8 protein-coding genes are annotated in these 17,242 nt (G+C 70.8%); 6 read left to right on the top strand and 2 right to left on the bottom strand.

Going from position 1 to position 17,242, the window contains the following annotated elements; translation table 11 throughout:
* The first annotated feature begins 61 nt into the window (after positions 1–61).
* Both CQ047_RS01535 and CQ047_RS01530 read left to right on the top strand, forming a co-directional pair.
* The gene (locus tag CQ047_RS01535) at positions 62–3,271 is read left to right on the top strand and encodes an ATP-dependent DNA helicase (RefSeq protein ID WP_258132428.1); all 3,210 of its coding nucleotides are present in this window, start codon (positions 62–64) and stop codon (positions 3,269–3,271) included.
* Positions 3,268–6,879 (top strand): ATP-dependent DNA helicase, encoded by a 3,612-nt coding sequence (locus tag CQ047_RS01530; protein WP_105672515.1) that lies wholly within the window; start codon positions 3,268–3,270, stop codon positions 6,877–6,879. Before CQ047_RS01535 ends, CQ047_RS01530 begins: the two co-directional genes overlap by 4 nt.
* Here the strand turns inward: CQ047_RS01530 and CQ047_RS01525 are convergent.
* The gene (locus CQ047_RS01525) at positions 6,825–8,132 is read right to left on the bottom strand and encodes a phosphotransferase (protein ID WP_105672514.1); all 1,308 of its coding nucleotides are present in this window, start codon (positions 8,130–8,132) and stop codon (positions 6,825–6,827) included. The genes CQ047_RS01530 and CQ047_RS01525 overlap by 55 nt on opposite strands.
* Positions 8,133–8,196: 64 nt before the next feature.
* On the opposite strand from CQ047_RS01525, the gene nudC reads away from it, so the two are divergent.
* Entirely contained in the window at positions 8,197–9,078 is an 882-nt protein-coding gene (nudC, locus tag CQ047_RS01520) for an NAD(+) diphosphatase (RefSeq protein ID WP_105672513.1), read from the top strand.
* Positions 9,075–10,796: an ATP-dependent helicase gene (locus CQ047_RS01515; RefSeq protein ID WP_105672512.1), complete on the top strand. Its 1,722-nt coding sequence runs from the start codon at positions 9,075–9,077 to the stop codon at positions 10,794–10,796. Before nudC ends, CQ047_RS01515 begins: the two co-directional genes overlap by 4 nt.
* A 799-nt stretch (positions 10,797–11,595) precedes the next feature.
* Here the strand turns inward: CQ047_RS01515 and CQ047_RS01510 are convergent.
* Positions 11,596–12,990, bottom strand: coding sequence for a zinc-dependent metalloprotease (locus CQ047_RS01510; RefSeq protein WP_105672511.1), 1,395 nt, complete (start codon positions 12,988–12,990; stop codon positions 11,596–11,598).
* A 108-nt stretch (positions 12,991–13,098) separates the two neighbouring features.
* Here CQ047_RS01510 and CQ047_RS01505 point away from each other — a divergent pair, with 108 nt between their 5' ends.
* On the top strand, positions 13,099–14,181 hold the full coding sequence (locus tag CQ047_RS01505; protein ID WP_105672510.1) for a PDZ domain-containing protein: 1,083 nt from the start codon (positions 13,099–13,101) through the stop codon (positions 14,179–14,181).
* Positions 14,182–14,255: 74 nt separating this feature from the next.
* A complete protein-coding gene (locus CQ047_RS01500) occupies positions 14,256–17,165 on the top strand; it encodes a UPF0182 family protein (RefSeq protein WP_105672509.1) in 2,910 nt (969 codons plus the stop codon).
* Positions 17,166–17,242 lie beyond the last annotated feature (77 nt).

The following is a 17,242-nucleotide window of genomic DNA, read 5'->3' as shown; positions in this document are numbered from 1 at the left end:
CACGCGGGCGTCACCGCGGGCGGGAGGGCCGATGTCCGGACATCCCAGTAGCGTGGAATCCGTGACTCAGGATGCCGCGCAGCGAGCCGTCGTCGCCGCTGCTGCGGCGGCGTCCGGTGTGATCATCGGCGCCCCCGGCACGGGAAAGACCCGCACCCTCGTCGACCGCATCGTGCACCTGCTCGACGTCGAGGGGATGCGGCCGGAGGAGGTGCTGGTCCTCACGCCGAGCCGTCAGGCGGCCACCGCGCTCCGCGACCGCATCGGCGTGCGCATCGGCCAGGCCACGCCGGGTCCTCTGGCCCGGTCGCTCGGGTCCTTCGCGTTCCAGCTCGTTCGCGGGGCGATGGTCAGGGCGGGCGAGGAGCCCCCGGCGCTGCTCACGGGCGCCGACCAGGACCGGCTCATCGCCGAACTGCTCGCCGGAGACGAGGAGGACGGGCACATCTCGTGGCCCGACGCCCTCAGCCCGTCGGTGCGGGCGTCGAAGGGCTTCCGCTCCGAGCTGCGCGCCCTCATCGCGGAGTGCGTCGAGATGGGCGCGTCACCGGACGAGCTCAGAACGGCCGGAGATCCGACCTGGGCGGCCGTGGCGGACTTCCTCGTGGAGTATCGCACGGTGCTCGACGCCTCCAGGGCCGCCCACCGCGACGCCGCAGACCTCCTCGCGGAGGCGGGGGAGATCCTGCGGTCCGCCGACGCGGCGACCCTCGGCCCCCTCGCGTCGCTGCGAGCGGTGCTGATCGACGACGCGCAGGAGCTCACCCGAGGCGGGGTGGCCGTCGTGCAGGCGCTCCGAGGCAGGGACATCGCCGTGCTCGCGTTCGGCGATCCCGACATCTCCTCGGGCGCCTTCCGGGGCGCCAGCCCCGAGCTCTTCGCTCGGCTCGCCGGCGCACTGGGCGACGTGCACGTCCTCGACGGTCCGCACCGGCAGGCGCCGGCGCTCACCGCGCTGACCCGCACGGTCACGCAGGCCATCGGCGCCTCCGGCCGGGTGGATCACCGCCGCGCGCCCGCTCCCGTCGGCGCGGACGAGACGACCGAGGCGGTGAGCACGTTCATCGCCCCGTCACCCTACGAGGAGCTCGACAGGATCGCCGGGGTGATGCGCGACTGGCACCTCGCAGGCGGCATCCCCTGGGACAGGATGGCGGTCATCGCGCACGACACCCGTCAGGTGACGACCCTCGAGGGCGAGCTCGCCGCGCGTGAGATCCCGACCAGAGCGGCTGGTGTGCAGCGTCCGCTGGGCAGCGAGAGCATCGTGCGCGACATCGTCGAGGCGGTGCGGCTCGCGCTCACGCCCGTCGAGGAGCGAACTCCGCAGATGCTGGAGGAGGCGCTGCGCACGCCGTTCGGCGGGATGGACGCCATCGGCCTCCGTCGCCTGCGTGCGCGGCTGCGGCACATCGAACTCGAACAGGGCGGATCCACTCCGGCGCGCGAGCTCCTGCGCCAGGCGTTCGCCGCGCCCGCGCACTTCACCCTCATCGATGCGGCCGAGTCGCGCACCGCCTCGCGGTTCGCGGAGACGATCGCCGCGGTGTCGGCGGCGGCCGAGCGGGGCGAGACGATCCATGACCTGCTGTGGCGGATCTGGGACCAGGCACGCGCCGTCGACGGTCGACGTCTGCAGGTCGCGTGGCGGGAGATGGCGCTGCAGGCGTCCGGGGCGGAGACGGCGCGGGCGCTCGACGCGCTGGTCTCGCTCTTCGATGCGGCCAAGAGGTTCGTCGAGCGCACGCCGAACGAGAAGCCCGACGTCTTCGTGCGTGACATCCTCGACAGCGAGGTGCCCGAGGACTCGCTGTCGAGCCCCGACCGTCCGGGGCGCGTCACGCTGCTGACTCCCGCGACGGCGCTGGGAACCGAGTTCGACGCCGTCGTCGTCGCCGGTGTGCAGGACGGCATCTGGCCCAACGTGCGGCTGCGCGGAGGGATGCTGCAGACCTGGCGGCTGGCCGATGCGCTCTCCGCCGTGCGCGACGGAGTGGTCGTCCCCGAGCCCGGTGTCCTCGATCGGCGGCGTGCGGCCCTGCACGACGAGCTGAGGCTGTTCGTGCGTGCGGTGTCGCGAGCGCGCACGCGGCTGCTGATCACCGCGGTCGACGACGACGACCTGACGCCGAGCCCGTTCTTCGGGTTCCTGCCGAAGCCCGATCCGCCGGAGCTGCACGCGTCCGCCGAGCATCCGCTCACCCTTCGCGGCCTGGTCGCGCGTCATCGCCGGATCCTCACCACCTCGTCCTCACCCGCGGCGAGAGCCGAGGCCGCTGCGCAACTCGCCGTGCTGGCGCGTGAGGGCGTGCCCGGCGCAGACCCCTCCGACTGGTACGGGGTGACTCCGCCGACGACCGACGCGCCGCTGCGCGATCTCGCCGTCGACGGGGCGAAGGTGTCGCCGTCGAAGATGGAGTCGTTCGAGGAGTGTGGCGTGAACTGGGTGGTCTCGGCGCTCGGCGGCGACACGGTGATGCCCCCCACGGCCGGAATCGGCACGATCGTGCACGAGGCGATGGAGAAGGTGCCGGACGGAGACCTCGAGCGGATGCGCGCGATCGTGGAGGAGCACTGGCCGGAGCTCGACTTCGAGACCGAGTGGATCGGACGCAAGGAGCGCAGACGCGCCGATCTTCTCGTGGATCGCCTGCACGCCTATCTCGGCGACGTGCGCGCCGACGGCGGTCGGGCGATCGCGAGCGAGGTGGAGTTCCGCTTCGCCGTCGACGTCGACGACGAGCACGCCGTGCACGAGGTCGGGGAGGACCGGAGCGGGCAGGCGATCATCCACGGCTTCATCGACAGGGTCGAGGCGTACCCCGTCGGCTCCGGAGACCACAGTCATGCCCGAGGGCGCGGTTCGGCGCCGATCACCGCGGCTGCGGAGAAGGAGAGGGTGGTCGTCGTCGACCTCAAGACCGGCAAGAACGACCCGGAGTCCGACTCCGGAGTGCTCGCCCACGCCCAGCTCGCGGCCTATCAGATCGCGGTGCAGCAGGGCCTCATCGACGGGGCCGAACCCACGGCGCTCGCCGGCGCGCGGCTCGTCATCGTGTCGAAGACGCTGGCCAAGAGCGACTACCGCATCGCGCATCAGCACACCCTCGACGACGAGGGACGAGAGGCGTTCCTCCTGCGGGTGTCCGAGGCCGCGCGTGGCATGTCGGCGTCGAGCTTCACGGCTCAGGTCGAAGCGCACTGCGCCGACACTCAGGGCAACAGGGTCAAGCCCTGCCGCATCCACACCGTTCCGGCGGTGAGCGCATGACCCCGACCTGGCCCGGAACCCTCGGCCTCTCCGCCACCGACATCGCCGCGGCGCTCGGGCAGCCACCGCCCACCGCTGCGCAGCAGCGCGTGATCGAGGCGCCGCCCGCTCCCGCGCTCGTCGTCGCCGGCGCGGGCAGCGGCAAGACCGAGACCATGTCGGGGCGCGTCGTCTGGCTCGTCGCGAACGGTCACGTGCGCCGGGATGAGATCCTCGGGCTGACGTTCACGCGCAAGGCGGCGGGAGAGCTCGCCGAGCGGATCGGCGTCAGGCTCGCGGTGATCGACGAGTACGGTCGTCGGGGTCTCCTGCCGCATCTCCCCGAGATCGTCTCATCGGGCGCGCTCCGCCGCGTCGACGAGGCGGTCGCTGGTCGCCAGCGCGAGCTCGTGCGCCGGCACGTGCTCGACGAGCTCGCGGAGTCGTACGGCACGGGGTGGGATCCCGCCGCCCCGCGCACGGCCGAGGAGCTGATGATCCGCCCTCGCGTGTCGACGTACAACGCCTTCGCCGACGGCATCGTGCGCGAGCACGCCGCGCGCATCGGTCGGGACTCCGACGTCGCGATGCTCAGCCAGGCGGCATCCTGGATGCTGGCGCGCGAGGTCGTGCTGCGCAGCGACCTGGCCGAGCTCGAGGAGATCGAGTTCGCCGTCGGCACCGTGATCGACGCCGTCCAGCGCCTCGCCGGCGACGTTCTCGATCATCGGGTCGATCTCGACGAGGCCGTGCGCATCGCGGTCGCACAGGCTCGTGCGTTCGAGCCCTACACGAGCAACGACGTCATCGGGAAGGCCACGGCCAATCTGCTCAGCCTGTCGACGCTCGCCAGTCTGGTGCGCGACTACATCGCCGAGAAGGAGCGCCGCGGTGTGCTGGACTTCGCCGATCAGGTCGGCGGCGCGTACGACATCGTCGAGTCGGCGCCCGACGTGCGGGAGGAGCTCCGCGAGCAGCACCGCGTCGTCCTGCTCGACGAGTATCAGGACACCTCGGTGATCCAGACCAGATTCCTCGCCGAACTGTTCCGGGACTCCGCCGTCATGGCGGTGGGCGATCCGCACCAGTCGATCTACGGATGGCGCGGCGCCAGCGCCGACAACCTGTACGCGTTCTCCGGGGCCTTCTCCGGCGGTCACGGCGCGCAGACCTACAGCCTGATGACGAGCTGGCGCAACGACAGACGGATCCTCGACATCGCGAACGAGGTGCTGGTGCCGCTGCAGCGCCCGGGGCTCGACGTCCCGCCGCTCGACCCGCGCCCCGGCGCCGGAGACGGCAGGGCCGAGGTGCGCTTCGCGTTCACGGTCGACGACGAGGCGGACGACGTCGCCGCGTGGTTCGCCGACCGCCGGGCCGCGCACGATCAGGATGCCGCCGGGCGCCCGCACACCGGGGCGATCCTGTTCCGCTCGAAGAAGCACATGCAGACCTTCGCCGCGGCTCTCGCGGCGCGCGGCATCCCGCATCGCATCCTCGGGCTCGGCGGTCTGCTCTCGACCCCCGAGGTCGTCGACGTCGTCTCGACCCTTCGCGTGGTGCACGACCCGACCGCGGGCTCGGCGCTGATCCGTCTGCTCACCGGGCCGCGGTTCGGCGTCGGCGTCGCCGACATGGCCGCCCTCTACGACCTCGGCCGCCGTCTCTCCGAGACCGACACCGCGATGGGGCCGCTCCCGGAGGAGGTCCGCATCCGTCTGCGCTCATCGCGCGGCGCCGACGAGGCGATCTCGATCATCGACGCGGTCGACGTCGTGCGGGCCGTGCGTGACGACTACCGGATGCTGGAGGGAATCAGCGCCGAGGGCCGTGCACGCATCCGGGCGGCGGGGGAGATGCTCGAGCGGCTGCGCCGGGCGTCATCGCAGCCGATCTCCGAGTTGATCAGACTCATCGAGCTCGAGCTGCGGCTCGACATCGAGCTCGCCGCGAACGAGACCAGAGGACCGGCTCGAGTCGCGGCGACGCAGCTGCGCGCCTTCGCCGACGAGGTGCGGGCGTTCCTCGCGGCCGACGAGCGGGGGACCATCGGGAGCCTGCTGGCCTGGCTGGACAAGGCCGAGAGCACGGACGAGCTGATGCCGCGGCCGGAGCCGCCGGAACCCGGTGTGGTGCAGCTGCTCACGATCCACGGCTCCAAGGGACTGGAGTGGGATGCCGTCGCGGTCGTGCGGCTGGTCGCCGACGAGCTGCCCAGCAGACCGACCGACACCTCGGGGTGGTTCGGCTTCGGGGTCGTTCCATTCGCGCTGCGCGGCGACCGTGACGCGCTGCCGCGCTTCACCTGGGATCCGGACGAGGCCGTCGCCGGCGAGGACGATCCGGCGAAGAGGCTCAAGGCAGGCGTCGCCTCGCTCACCAGCGCCAGCAAGAACGCTCCCGGAGCGCTCACGGTGTTCAAGGCGGCGTACCGCGACTACCAGCAGCAGGAGGAACGGCGTCTCGCCTACGTGGCGGTGACCCGCGCGCGCACCGATCTTCTGCTCACCGGTGCGCACTGGGCGGGGCAGAAGAAGCCGCGTGATCCGAGCCCGTACCTGCTCGAGGCCATGCAGGTGCTGGGAACGGATCCGATCGAGCCCGTAGACCCGGATGAGAACCCGTACGACGGCCCGGGCGCCACCCTCACGTGGCCGCTGGATCCTCTCGGGGCGAGGAGGCCGGTCGTCGAGGCCGCGTCGACCGCGGTGCACGCGGCCGCGGGGAGCGACCCGGAGCCCACGCCCGAACTGGCGCGGCTGCTCGCGGAGCGCGCCGCTCGACTGCGGGGAACGGATGCCGCGCCTCCGACGCGCGTGCCGGCGTCGAAGTTCAAGGACTACGTCACGGATTTCGGGGGCACGCTGTCGTCGATCGTGAGGCCGATGCCCGAAAGACCGTACCGGCAGACGCGTCTCGGCACCCTGTTCCATGCGTGGGTCGAGCATCGGAGCGAGCTGGTCGGGATCGGGACGCGGGTCGACGAGGCGCTCTGGGAGCTGGACGAGGACGATGCCGCGGCGGGGCCCGGAGACGTGTCGTCAGCGGATGTCGCCGATCTGACGGCGTTGCAGGAGACCTTCGAACGCAGCGAGTGGGGTGCGCTGCAGCCCATCGCCGTCGAGATCGAGATCGACTTCGCCCTGGGCTCGGGCGCCGGTTCGGCGTCGGCGCCCGCGACAGAACCACCAGGTGTGTCGGGTGTGCGGAGCAGTGATCGCTCGGGCGCCGGTTCGGCGTCGGCGACCATGGCAGAACCACCAGGTGTGTCGGGTGTGCGGAGCAGTGAGCGCTCGGGCGCCGGTTCGGGTTCGGCGACCATGGCAGAACCACGACATATTGTCATCTGCAAGCTCGACGCGGTGTACCGGCGCGAGGATCGCGGAGGCCGCATCGAGATCGTCGACTGGAAGACGGGCAAGGCGCCGCGCACGGCGGAGGAGCGCGAGGAGCGGATGCTGCAGCTCGCCCTGTACCGGCTGGCCTACCATCGCCGATTCGGTGTGCCTCTGGAGGAGATCGACGTCGCGCTCTACTACGTGGCGGACGACCTGGTGATCAGGGGCGACCGCGTCTACTCGGAGTCGGAGCTCTTCCAGCGCTGGAGTGCGGCGCGCGCAGCACGCTGAGCCTCGTCCTCCGGCTCGGCCTCGGTCGCGGCGCGCTCGCGCTGCTGTTCGGAGTCGTGCGGGGCGGCGGAGGTTCGTCCTTCTTCGTCCGCCTGCGCCGAGACCGAACGCACGGCGGAGAGGTCCTCGGTCTCCAGGCTGCCGACCTCGGCGCGGTGCGCGGCCTCCGATGTCTCGGAGTCGAGGTCCTCATCGCGCCAGAGCTCGTCGGGGTTGTAGGCATCGGTCTGCATCGAGGTGTCGACGGCGACGACCGTGCTCTCGGGCACGCGGTCGAGCGCGTCCATGGCGGAGTCGACGCCCTCGTTGCGGGCCGTGATCACCGTGAGGTCATCGGCGTGCAGGCCGTCGGCCAGAGCCTCGAGAAGAGCGGCCGCGTCGTCGACGATGTCGGGGCGGCGCAGGGAGTCGCCGTGCACGAGCCAGCGGGCGAACTCCAGTTCTGCGAGCAGTCGCCCTCTGACCTCGAGTGCGGCATCCGGCGTCCGGTCGGCCGCGCGGGCGTAGGCGGCCTGCACATCGGCCGCGGCATCCGGCGCCGTCGAGAGCCATGCCAGGTCGACGGCGGGGTCTCCGACGGACAGGGCATGCCACCCCACGATGCCGGAGACCTCGGGTCCCCGCTCCGCATCGTCGTCGAAGAGGAAGGAGGTGGACTGCACGCCGCCGAGAGTCACGGTGGACTCGAAGCGCCAGAGATCGTCGTCGGCGACAGCCTCACGCCAGCGGACCGTCAGCCGTGCAGGGACGCGGCCTGTCGCCGCCGCCGCATCGACGAGCCGCTCGATCTCGTCGCGGCTCTCCTGAGAGGTGCGGGTGAGGAGTCCTGCGCCGCGCACGACCGAGGTCGGCATGGCGTGCACTGCGGCGATCGCGGCGCCCATCGACTCCGCAGCGCCGCGCCCGGCGGGGACATGCGCTGCTTCGATCTGGAAACCCGGGAGGAGTTCGGTCACCAGCGCCCTGGCATCGTCGAGACGGGTCTCGCCGATGTACTCGGGGGCGCGGAACGGCAGCATCGCGCGGGCGCCGGTGGTCAGCGCGCGCAGCGCGAGGGCTTCGGCGGCCAGCTCTGTTGCGGCCTCGTCGTCGTCGGCGACCCGGATCGCGAGCTCGCGGCCGTCGCGCAGTGAGGCGACCGCGGAGTCGAACCGTCCGTCGCCATCGGCGGTCAGAGCGCGTGCGCCCGTCACCTCCGCTCCGGGCAGTGCGGCCGTCACTGCCGCGGCTAGAGTGAAAGGAGAGCGTCCCATACCCCCAGGGTAGGTCGGCTCAGGGGCTGTTCCGCCCCCGCCACGCCCGTGAGAGAGGGAGTCGATGACCATTCCGCACACGCCCATCGACCGCGCAGCCGATCTCCGCGCGGAGCCGGACGTCATCGAGCGACTGCGTGCGGAGGAGACGACCCGGGTGGTCGCCGTGCGTGAGGGGCGGGTGCGCGTCGACCGCGACGGTCTGCTCCTCGTCGCACCGTCGACGATCGCGGATGCGACCTGGGCTCTCCTGGGGCGCAGCTCTGAGGGCGCCGCCATCCTGCTCGCGGCTCTCGGGCCTGAGGCCGACACGATCGACGCGGCGCCGGACGAGACCTGGCTGGGACTCCGCGATCTCGGTGCGAGACTCGGCGCCGACGACACCGAACTCCTCATCGAGGCGCTCGCCCTCGGCGGGTGGCTGCGCGACGCGCCCTTCTGCCCCGCGTGCGGTGGAGGCACCGAGCTGCGTCAGGCGGGCTGGTCCCGCCGGTGCCTGCAGTGCGGACGCGAGCACTTCCCGCGCACCGATCCGGCTGTGATCGTCGCGGTCGAGAGCGCTGACGGCGAGCGGCTGCTGCTGGGCGCCAACGCCAACTGGGCCGGACGCATGTACTCCTGCTTCGCGGGGTTCACCGAGGCGGGGGAGTCGCTGGAGTCCACCGTTCATCGGGAGATCGAGGAGGAGTCCGGCGTGCGGCTGTCATCGCTGCGCTACGTCTCCTCGCAGCCGTGGCCGTTCCCTCGTTCTCTCATGCTGGGCTTCCGCGCCGTCGTGGTGGACGAGAACGAGGCGCGCCCAGACGGCGAGGAGATCATCGACGTGCGCTGGTTCTCCCGCGCAGAGATCGGCTCCGCGCTCGCCGGAGAGGGTCCGGTGGGCCTGCCGGGGCCGGCCTCCATCGCCCGCGCGCTGATCATCGCCTGGTACGAGGAGCGCGCGTGAGCGCGCTGGAGGCACTCGACGAAAGGCAGAGGCAGGCGGCATCCGTCCTGCGGGGCCCTGTCGCGGTGCTCGCCGGGGCCGGCACGGGAAAGACCCGCGTGATCACGCACCGCATCGCGCACGGCGTCGACACCGGGGCGTACTCGCCCTCGCGGGTGATGGCCGTGACCTTCACCGCGAAGGCCGCCGGCGAGCTGCGAGGCCGACTGCGGGCCCTCGGCGTCGAGGGCGTCGCGGCGCGCACCTTCCACGCCGCCGCGCTCGCGCAGCTCAACTTCTTCTGGCCCACGCTCGCCGGGGCGCCCGCGCCGGGCATCATCGACAACAAGGTCCGGATGCTCGGACAGGCGGCCGACGCCATGCGGCTGCGCCCCAGCACGGCGACGCTCAGGGACATCGCGTCGGAGATCGAGTGGCGCAAGGTCTCGATGCTCTCGATCGACCAGCATGCCGCGCTCGGCCGAACGGTGAGCGGCGTCGACGCCACGCAGCTGGTCGAGCTGCAACGGGCCTACGAGGCGCTGAAGGACGAACGTCACCAGCTCGACTTCGAGGACGTGCTCCTCGCCTGTGCGGGGATGCTCGAGGCCGAGCCGCGGGTCGCGGCGTCCGTGCACGAGCAGTACCGGCACTTCACCGTCGACGAGTACCAGGACGTGTCGCCCCTGCAGAACCGGCTGCTGGAGCTGTGGCTCGGAGACCGGCGCGACATCTGCGTCGTCGGCGACGCGAGCCAGACGATCTACTCGTTCGCGGGCGCCGAGCAGCGGTTCCTCCTGGAGTTCGAGCGCCGTCATCCCGATGCCACCGTCGTTCGCCTGGAGACGAACTACCGATCGCAGGCGCCCATCCTCGAAGCAGCCAACGCCCTCATGCACGGGCGTCCTGGCGCACTCGAGCTGGTCCCCGCGCGCGATTCGTTCAGCGCGGATCCGCCGACGGTCACGGCCTTCGACACGGAGGGGGAGGAGGCGGCGGGCATCGCCGCGGCGATCTCCGCGCGGATCGAGGCTGGGGCTTCCCCTGCCGACATCGCTGTGCTCTACCGCGCACACGCGCAGTCCGCCGTGCTCCAGCAGGCGCTCGCCGCGGAGGGCATCGCGACGAGCGTGCTCGGCGGCACCCGCTTCTTCAACATGCCCGAAGTGCGTCAGGCGATCCTCGCACTCCGGGCCGCCGCTGTGGCCCCGACCGAGCACTCCTTCCTCGCCGGGGTGCAGCGGGTGCTCCGCGAGCTCGGCCTCACGGAGGAGCCGCCCGCGGCGGGCGGTGCGCAGCGCGACGGCTGGGAGGCCAGGCGCGCGATCCTCCGTCTTGCGGAAGAGGCGGGCCCCGACGCGACGCTGCGCGGGTTCAGCGACGCGCTGATGGCCAGGGCCAAGGACCAGCACGAGCCGACCATGCGCACGGTGACGCTGTCGACCCTGCACGCCGCGAAGGGCCTCGAATGGCCCCACGTGCACCTCGCGGGCTGGGCCGAGGGATCGCTGCCGATCTCGTATGCGACGGGCTTCGAGGCGATCGACGAGGAGCGCCGACTCGCGTACGTCGGCGTCACGCGGGCCGCGCGAACGCTGTCGCTGTCCTGGTCTCGCTCGGCTGGTCGAGGCGAACGGGCGCCGTCGAGGTTCCTCGCGGAGATCGGGACGACGGCACGCGGCACCGGCAATCTTCGTGAAACGACACCGAGCGCCACGACCGGCCGCGCGTCGCGCTGACCTCCGCGTACGTCCCCACCTCCGCCGCGTCGGAGAGCAGGCGGGCGGCCAGCGTCGCGGCCTCCGCGACGCGCGCGGCGGAGATCGGGCCGGCGCCGCGACCGATCAGCTGGGTGTGCAGCCGCGGCCACGCGGGGTCGCGATCGCGCTCGTGGCCGTCTCGACAGGCCAGGCAGGCCGACCGCCCCGGGACCACGAGCGGCCCCACCGTCGTCCTGCCGCGCTCGAACGCGACCGGCAGGTGCGTCGTGTCCTCGCGCAGGTAGCGGGCGAACTGGAGCGCAGCGGCGGCACCCTGCACGAGGATCACGCCGACATCCTCACGGCTCTCGCGGCGCCCCAGGGAGACGCCCTCGTCGGCGAGAGCCTCCCGCATCCGGTACTCGTCGCGTCCGTCGACGTGATCGATGCTCTCCACCCAGGCCGCCCGGTACGAGACCTCCTCGTCGACGAGCAGCGGTTCCACCCGCGCCAGCAGTGCTCTGGCCTGCTTGTGGGGAGCACCCGCACCGTGTGCGATGACGTCGAACGACACGCGCCGGAAGCCGTTCGCCATGCGCGCGAGAAGCAGCTCGACCCAGGGTGCGTCGACACGCACCCTGACGTCGCCGTCGACGCCGAACTGCAGGGTCTCCCCGTCGCGCCACAGCAGCGGCAGCGCGGGGTCGAGGCGGGTGATCGTCTTCGAGGTCAGCGGAGGCATGCCCCGATTCTGAAGAGTCCGGCGCCGCCGTGGGGCGGGCCGGACTCATCGGTGGACAACTCGTCCGTGGAGGGTGGCGGAGGCATCCGCCGGCGGTCAGACGGGTCGTTCGTCTCCGGGGCCGGGCTCGTCGTCTTCCGCACCGGCGTCCGGCCCGCTGTCGGAGAAGTCATCGCCGTCGAGGAGGCGTGCGAGCGCCTCGTCGAACTCGTCGGCCTCTGGCTGCTCGCCGCGGGCGAGCGCCTGCAGTCGTGACACGAGGGCGCTCGGGTCGTCGATGTCCTCGGCGGTGGGCATGAGGTCCGGGTAGTCCCACAGCGCGTCGCGGGCGGCCGTTCCGACGGCATCCGTCACCGCCTGCCACATGGCGGAGGCCTCGCGAAGGCGGCGCGGACGGAGCTTGAGTCCGACCAGGGCGCCGAGAGCGTCTTCGGCGGGACCGCCCACCGCGCGGCGTCGCCGCGCAGCCTCGGCGATGCGCGCACCGTCGGGCAGCCGGGAGGTCGCCTGCGCCGTGACGACGTCGACCCATCCGTCGATCGTCGCCACGAGGTTCTCCAGGCGGGCCAGAGCCTCGCGCTGCGCCTCCGTCTGCGCGGGCAGCAGTGCGCCGCCCTCGATGGCGGCCCGCAGCTCCTCGGGGTTGGACGGGTCCAGGCGGCTGGCGACGTCTTCGAGGGCGTCCATGTCGACGGACACTCCGCGGGCGAAATCCGTGATCTGCGCCATGACGTGCAGGTGCAGCCACTTCGCGTGCCGGTACAGGCGGGCGTAGGCGAGCTCGCGTGTGGCGAGGTACAGGGCGATCTGATCCTCGGGGATCTCCAGGCCCTCGCCGAAGGCGGTGAGGTTCTGCGGGATGACCGCCGCCGTCCCCGCAGGGAGCACGGGGATGCCGACGTCCCCTCCGGAGACGACCTCGAGCGACAGGTTGCCCAGCACCTGACCGAACTGCGCGGCGAACACCGAGCCGCCGAGACCCCGCATGAGCTTTCCCGCGCCCTGCACGATGCCGCGCATCTCCTCGGGGACCTGGGTGTCGAGGGCGCCGGTCAGCGCATCGGCGATGCTCGTCGACACGGGGTCGGCGATCTCCTTCCACACGGGCAGGGTCGCCTCGACCCACTCGCCGCGGGTCATGGCCTTGGGGGCCTCCGACAGCTCGGAGATCGTCGTGACCTCGCCGAGCCACAGGTTCGCCAGGGCGAACGAATCGACGAGAGACGTGCGGGAGCCGTCGCTGATGCCGAGGCCGTCGCGGTTCGCGATGTGCAGGGCCTGACGCAGCGCGTTCTCCCAGGGGTCGCCGTTGAAGGCGCCCTGCAGCTGGGACATGATCGTCTGCATCATCGCCGGGTCGAGCTGAAGACCCTCCATGCCGCCGAGGGCGTTGCGCAGCTCCTCAGGGTCGATGTCTCCACCGCCCTGGCCGGACATCATTCTTCGGAGGAACTCCTGGAAGTCCTCGGGGGTCGGATCGTTGTCTGACATCTCGCTCGCCCTCTCAGCACGCCTATAGCCGTGGGATCTACGCTAGTCACCGAGACAGGTGCACGGTCCCGTTCGCTGTACGCCGCTCGCGAACGACGGAGGATTGCTGTGGATCGAACCCGGTCTGTGAAGCTCGGACTGGGCGTATGGGCGCTGATCGTCGCACTGCTCTCCCTCGCCGTGCTCACGTTCCTGCCCTCGCCGTACGTGATCCAGCGACCCGGCCCTGTGTACAACACGCTGGGGACCGCCGCAGGGGCCGACGGCGAGAAGGTGCCGCTCATCAGCGTCAAGGGCGCGGAGACCTTCGAGACCGCCGGCAGCCTGGACCTCACGACCGTCCAGGTCGTCGGCAACCGAGAGCGCACGCCTAGCTGGTTCGAACTCGCGCTCGCCTGGTCGGACTCCTCGCGTGCGGTCGTGCCCCTCGACTCCGTCTTCCCCGAGGGCGTCACGACCGAGCAGCGCGATGAGCGCAACTCCGCGATGATGGTCGATTCGCAGCACGAGGCGACGGCAGCGGCTCTCGGCGAGCTGGGCTATGACACGGGCGCGCAGGTGACCGTGGTCGAGCCCGCGGCGGACTCGCCCGCCGACGGGGTGCTCCAGGCCGACGACGTGATCAGCGCCATCGGCGGCGTCGAGGTGACGTCGATCACGCAGCTGCGCACGGCCGTGCAGGATGCCGCCGGCGCCACCGTCTCCTTGACCGTGCTCAGAGGCGGCGAGGAGAAGCAGGTGGAGGTCACTCCGCAGAAGCACACCGAGGGCGACGTCACGACCTGGCTGATCGGCGTCTCGCTGCGCACCGAGTACCACTTCCCGATCGACGTGACGATCCAGCTCGACAACGTCGGAGGGCCGAGCGCCGGAATGATGTTCGCGCTCGGGATCATCGACACGCTTACCCCCGGCGAGCTCAACGGCGGCAAGGACGTCGCCGGCACGGGCACGATCGACGCCGCCGGCACGGTCGGTCCGATCGGCGGCATCCGTCAGAAGCTCTACGGAGCGCGGGATGCCGGCGCCGACTACTTCCTGGCTCCCGAGTCGAACTGCGCCGACGTGGTGGGCCACGTGCCGTCGGGGTTGACGGTGATCAGCACCTCGACGCTGGAGGAGTCGCTGAGCGCTCTCGAGGTCATCGCCGACGGGGGAGACGTCGACGCCCTGCCCACCTGCACGAAGTGAGCGCCCAGCGCCCGTGACCTCTCCGTGATCGGACAGGGAGCCGCCGCATAGTAAGGCATGCCTAGGATGGGACGGTGACCTCGACCTCTTCTCCGAATCCGGCCACGCCTCGAACCTCACGACGAATCGTCGGGATCTCGCTGGTGATCATCGCCGCGCTGATCGCGGGCTTCTTCGTCTTCGCGTCGCTGTACACCGAGTTCCTCTGGTTCGACCAGCTGGGATTCACGACCGTGCTGACGACGCAGTGGTTCGCCACCGTGCTCATGTTCGTCATCGGCTTCCTGGGCATGGCGGTGCCCCTGTTCGTCGCGATCCAGCTCGCCTACCGGCTGCGACCGGTCTACGTGCGGCTGAGCTCGCAGCTCGACCGCTACCAGGAGGTCATCGAGCCGCTCCGCCGCCTCGCGATGTGGGGCATGCCGATCTTCTTCGGCCTGTTCGCCGGCTTCTCCGCCGCCAGCCAGTGGAAGACCGTGTGGCTGTGGGCGAACGGCGTGGCGACCGACTCGGTCGACCCGCAGTTCGGCCTCGACACCGGCTTCTACATGTTCGCGATGCCGTTCTACACGATCCTCCTCGCGTTCGTCTCGGCCGTCCTTCTGCTCTGCCTCCTGGTCACCGCGCTGGTGTCGTACCTCTACGGCTCCGTGCGCATCGGACAGGGCGAGCTGCGCATCTCCAAGCCCGCGCGCATCCAGCTCGCCGTCATCGCGGGCCTCTACCTGCTCGTGCAGGCGGCGAGCCTCTGGCTCGACCGGTACAAGACCCTCGTCGCTCCTGACGACCGCATCACCGGAGCGGCCTACACGGGCGTCAACGCGACGATCCCGGGACTCGCCATCCTCGCGGTGGTCGCGGCCGTGGTGTCCGTGCTGTTCTTCGTCACCGCCATCATCGGACGCTGGCGCTTCCCGCTCGCCGGTACCGCGCTGCTGCTCGTCGCGTCTCTCGTCGTGGGCGTCGGATACCCGTGGATCGTCACGACCTTCCAGGTCAAGCCGAACCAGAACGCGTACCAGTCGCAGTTCTACCAGCGCAACATCGACGGCACGAAGGAGGCCTACGGCGTCGCGGACGTCGAGGTGACCCCCTTCACCGCGAAGACGGATGCCGAGGCCGGCCAGCTCCGCGAGGACGCCGACACGACCGCCTCCATCCGCATCATCGACCCGAAGATCGTCAACGACGTCATCCGCCAGCAGGACCAGGCGCGCGACTACTACCAGTTCCCGCAGACGCTCGACGTCGACCGGTACCAGGTCAACGGCGTCGCCCAGGACACGGTGGTCGCCGTCCGCGATCTCGACATGGCGAACCTCGGCGACAGCGACACCTGGAACAACCGCGTCGCGGTGTACACCCACGGCTACGGGCTGCTCGCGATGGCGGGCAACCAGCGCACCGCGTCGGGCGAGCCGGTGTTCATCGAGCGCGGCATGCCCACCTCGGGAGACCTCACCGACTCGGAGAAGTACGAGCCGCGGATCTACTTCGGCGAGAACTCGCCGGAGTACTCGATCGTCGGCGCCCCCAAGGGCACCGACCCGGTCGAGATCGACTACCCGCGCGGTGCAGAGGGCGATGCCAACACGACGACGACCTTCGACGGGAACGGAGGGCCGGCGATCGGCTCCACGTTCACGAAGCTGCTGTACGCGCTGAAGTTCCAGTCCGAGCAGATCCTGTTCTCGAACCTCGTCAACGACAAGTCTCAGATCCTCTATGACCGCGACCCGAAGACCCGCGTGCAGAAGGTCGCCCCCTACCTCGAGCTCGACAGCGACCCGTACCCGAGCGTCGTGGACGGACGCGTGGTGTGGATCGTCGACGGCTACACGACCAGCGCCTCGTACCCGTACTCGACGAGCGTGAGCCTCTCCAAGGCGATCGCGGACTCGAGCACGCCGACGCCGTCGCTCGCGATCGACGAGATCAACTACATCCGCAACTCGGTCAAGGCCACGGTCGACGCGTACGACGGTCACGTGACCCTCTACGCGTGGGACAAGAGCGATCCGGTGCTGCAGACCTGGCAGAAGGTCTACCCGTCCACGCTGAAGCCGATCAGCGAGATGTCCGGCGACCTGATGAGCCACGTGCGCTACCCGACCGATCTGTTCAAGGTGCAGCGCGACATCCTCGGGATCTACCACATCGACGATGCAGGCTCCTTCGCGCAGCTCGACAACCGCTGGCAGACTCCGAAGGACCCGCGGAGCAAGGAGATGCTCCAGCCGCCGTACTACCTGAGCATGAAGATGCCTGGGCAGGATTCGCCGCGGTTCTCGATGTTCTCCACGTTCATCCCCGCCTCCTCGGGGTCGAGCAGCTCGCGAGACGTGCTGATGGGCTATCTGGCGGTCGACTCGGATGCCGGCGGCGACAAGGGCAAGAGGGCGGACGGCTACGGCACTCTGCGATTGCTCGAGATCACCGACGACACCACCGTGCCCGGTCCTGGCCAGGTGCAGAACACCTTCGACTCCGACCCGGTCGTCGCTGAGAAGCTGAACGTCCTGACGATCGGAAAGTCGGAGGTCGCGTACGGCAACCTGCTGACGCTGCCGGTCGGAGGCGGCCTGCTGTACGTGCAGCCGGTCTACGTGCAGTCCGCCGACAACACCCAGGTTCCGAAGCTCCGGAAGGTGCTGGTCGCCTTCGGCGGCAACGTCGCCTTCGAGGACACGCTGACAGCGGCGCTGGATGCCCTGTTCGGCGGCGAGGCGGGGGCGGCGGGTGGTGACGGGCAGGTCACGCCGACCACTCCGGAGGAAGGGGGCACGACTCCTCCCGCCGAGGGCGGAACGACGCCACCTCCGTCGGACGCGGAAGCCCAGGCTCTCTCGGCAGCGGCTCAGGCCCTCGCCGACCGTGAGGCCGCGCTGAAGGCCGGTGACCTCACCGCGTTCGCCGAGGCCGACAAGAGGCTGACGGACGCCGTCAACACCCTGCTCGCCCTGGACGGCGACACGGGCAAGTGACAACGATCCGATGAACGAATGGGCGCTCCGTGAGGGGCGCCCATTCGCGTCTCGGGGGAGTGTTCGCGGCCTCGATT

Source organism: Microbacterium sp. MYb72, assembly GCF_002979415.1.
In the GTDB taxonomy this organism is placed as follows: Bacteria; Actinomycetota; Actinomycetes; order Actinomycetales; family Microbacteriaceae; genus Microbacterium; species Microbacterium natoriense.
This window is presented reverse-complemented; position numbering and strand designations above follow the sequence as displayed.

What these genes read in the sequence shown, in the direction of transcription:
- CQ047_RS01530 (WP_105672515.1), top strand. Translation starts at nt 3,268, where the DNA reads ATGACCCCGACCTGGCCCGGAACCCTCGGCCTCTCCGCCACCGACATC.
- CQ047_RS01525 (WP_105672514.1), bottom strand. Translation starts at nt 8,132, where the DNA reads ATGGGACGCTCTCCTTTCACTCTAGCCGCGGCAGTGACGGCCGCACTG.
- nudC (WP_105672513.1), top strand. Translation starts at nt 8,197, where the DNA reads ATGACCATTCCGCACACGCCCATCGACCGCGCAGCCGATCTCCGCGCG.
- CQ047_RS01510 (WP_105672511.1), bottom strand. Translation starts at nt 12,990, where the DNA reads ATGTCAGACAACGATCCGACCCCCGAGGACTTCCAGGAGTTCCTCCGA.